The sequence below is a fragment of the Methylobacterium platani genome (assembly GCF_001653715.1).
Classification (GTDB): Bacteria; Pseudomonadota; Alphaproteobacteria; order Rhizobiales; family Beijerinckiaceae; genus Methylobacterium; species Methylobacterium platani.
Window position 1 is genome coordinate 1 of record NZ_LWHQ01000125.1, and the last position, 2,162, is coordinate 2,162.

At 62.3% G+C, this 2,162-nt stretch carries 4 protein-coding genes; 2 read left to right on the forward strand and 2 right to left on the reverse strand.

All coding sequences use genetic code 11. From position 1 onward, the window contains the following. Nucleotides 1-36 precede the first annotated feature (36 nt). The gene (locus tag A5481_RS35795) at nt 37-327 is read right to left on the reverse strand and encodes an HGGxSTG domain-containing protein (protein WP_342586434.1); all 291 of its coding nucleotides are present in this window, start codon (nt 325-327) and stop codon (nt 37-39) included. Nucleotides 328-329: 2 nt separating this feature from the next. Then, nucleotides 330-959 (reverse strand): hypothetical protein, encoded by a 630-nt coding sequence (locus tag A5481_RS31740; protein WP_053082637.1) that lies wholly within the window; start codon nt 957-959, stop codon nt 330-332. A 569-nt stretch (nt 960-1,528) separates the two neighbouring features. Here A5481_RS31740 and A5481_RS31745 point away from each other — a divergent pair. Together A5481_RS31745 and A5481_RS31750 are read left to right on the forward strand one after the other, a co-directional pair. Beyond that, nucleotides 1,529-1,738, forward strand: a complete 210-nt coding sequence (locus A5481_RS31745) for a hypothetical protein (RefSeq protein WP_048437691.1) — start codon at nt 1,529-1,531, stop codon at nt 1,736-1,738. A 182-nt stretch (nt 1,739-1,920) separates the two neighbouring features. After that, nucleotides 1,921-2,162: hypothetical protein (locus A5481_RS31750; protein WP_048437690.1), on the forward strand; the 242-nt coding region annotated here is incomplete at its 3' end.

The following is a 2,162-nucleotide window of genomic DNA, read 5'->3' on the forward strand; positions in this document are numbered from 1 at the left end:
CAAAACTGAAAACGCTCTAAGGCCCCTCGTGTCATCCTACCTATCTGCCAGGTGCCGGAGCGCCTTCCGGGAGTCTGCGATGACGGCCCGAGCTTCTGCCCGCAGCTCCTGCATCTCCTGTGTCCAGAGCCCGAGGGTATAGCTCCCGTTCCGGCTACCGCGCGGCGCCCCGCTTCCTCTCGCGCCGCCGTGCATTCGGCACCGACGCTTCCCCGACACTGCCGGCGACTGGCACTCCAGCCCCTGCCTGGTCCTGGCACAGCATCGAGGCGCCAGGCGGAAGGGCGTGGGCTGCCGGGCCAGCGAGTGCATGGGGTTGCTGTCCATTTTCAATCATACCCCCCGGGGGCCCCGCCCCTCTGCACATTACCAACGATCGCCTGGCCGCCCTGGTAGACGTGGACGTGCTCGACCCGCACCGTCTGCTCGCCACCCCGCCGGAGCTTCGCCAGCGCCTCGATCTGCGTCGTGTAGGTCCGCATCATCTTCGTGGCGATGTTGCCGAGCTTGTCCATCCGGTCGACATCGGACGCATGGGACATCTTCCGCATCGCCTTCATCGCAAGATCGTGCGTCGCGACCATCTGCACGGCCAGCATTGCCTCAACTTCGTTCTGTGGGGCGATACCTGAGATGGCGGCAAGGCTGGCGTTGAACTGTTGAGCGAACGCCTCCTTGTCGGTCACATCTTGAACGACGGCGCCAAGTTGCACCAGGGCGTTGTCCTTGAAGTCATTAGAGGCAGTGCCGAAGGCATCGAGTGCGTGGAGGAGGTGTCCCGCGTCGTCCGAATGCGGGCGTGCAAGCTTCTGCATCCCGTCCGCCTGAGGATGTACAGCATACTCGAACGGTGCTGGCCGCGCTTTGTACCGCTCAAGCGCGCGATCCATTGCCGCCTTCTCGCGGGCGTCAGGCTCGCGCAACGGCTTCGTCTCGGCAGGCTTGGGCGACTTCGGCATAACGACCTCTTACACGGCGTACCTTTGATCCGCGAATACTATCACAGACCGTCGCGAACCTGACCTGCTCGGTTGGCCTTCCCGCGCGTAGGGGCTGGAAACCAGTGTGGAAACCAACGCCCGACTGCCGCGGTTTCAGCGGCCTCTCGTGCGTAGGCGCCTGAAACCGCCGCTGAAACCGCACCTCCGGGCTTAGTAGTGACGCGATCCGTGGCGGCATGATTTTGTTTGATTGTTTTCAAATCGGTGCAGTTATGGGACTGACATTTACTAACATCCACCCCCCTCGGTATCGCCACAAGATGCCACGAGAAGTGGCTAGAAATAACGAAAAGCAACGATTGAGTACCGATTTCCAGTAGCGGCGGCCCAGACCTTAGCATTTTTCAGCCGCCCGGTCCTCGCGCACACGCGCGTTGACACTTCCGGAAAGTACCCGGAAATCAAAGCCACCCGCTCGGTCGCTCACTGCCAAGTCTGCGACTCTGCCTCTCGATAGACACCCCGGAACCGGGCGCGGTCGTCGCGCTTGCCGTCCAAGCCGATATTACACCGGCAGGAGGCGTTCCATGTCGAGCGATACCGAGAAGCATCAGCAACTCCTCAGCGCCCTCAAGGCCGCACAGGGCAAGGGTGACGGTTCGTTCGAGGAGGCGGTTACGCGCGCCTTCGAGCATGTCTTCGAGCACCTGGACCGGCTTAACTCCCACGTGTCGCAAGGCGGCCCTGACGGTGAGGATCGCCACCTGAAGCCCGGGGAGTCGCCGACACTACGATAGATGCTCTGATCCGAATGTGAGGGTAGGGCGCCGCGGGTTAGCCCACCTCTACCGGAGTTGGGACGGGTATCCTGCCCTTTGGCGCGCTGCGGATGCCGTGAAGGCTCGGCAACTTTGCAACGCTTCTGCATAGCGCCTCCGGGAACAACATGGGTTAAGAGCCTCATCGGAAGGGTGAGGACATGAACAACCGATACGAGATGCTGAACCTCATGCGGACGATGGCGAACGGCATCGTGGCTGCCGAGGTGGTGGCCGATCATGTGGCCGAGGTTGCTGCTGAGTTGGACGCTGCAGGCGAGAACGCGGCGGCAGACGTGCTGCGCATGTTGGGACGCAATCACCGCGTCAGATCCATGGAGCTGCAAGGCCAGCTTGCGGCGTTCAGCGGGACGTATGCCGACCTGGGATTGCCCCGTTTCTG

What these genes read in the sequence shown, in the direction of transcription:
- A5481_RS31745 (WP_048437691.1), top strand. Translation starts at nt 1,529, where the DNA reads ATGTCGAGCGATACCGAGAAGCATCAGCAACTCCTCAGCGCCCTCAAG.
- A5481_RS31740 (WP_053082637.1), bottom strand. Translation starts at nt 959, where the DNA reads ATGCCGAAGTCGCCCAAGCCTGCCGAGACGAAGCCGTTGCGCGAGCCT.
- A5481_RS35795 (WP_342586434.1), bottom strand. Translation starts at nt 327, where the DNA reads ATGGACAGCAACCCCATGCACTCGCTGGCCCGGCAGCCCACGCCCTTC.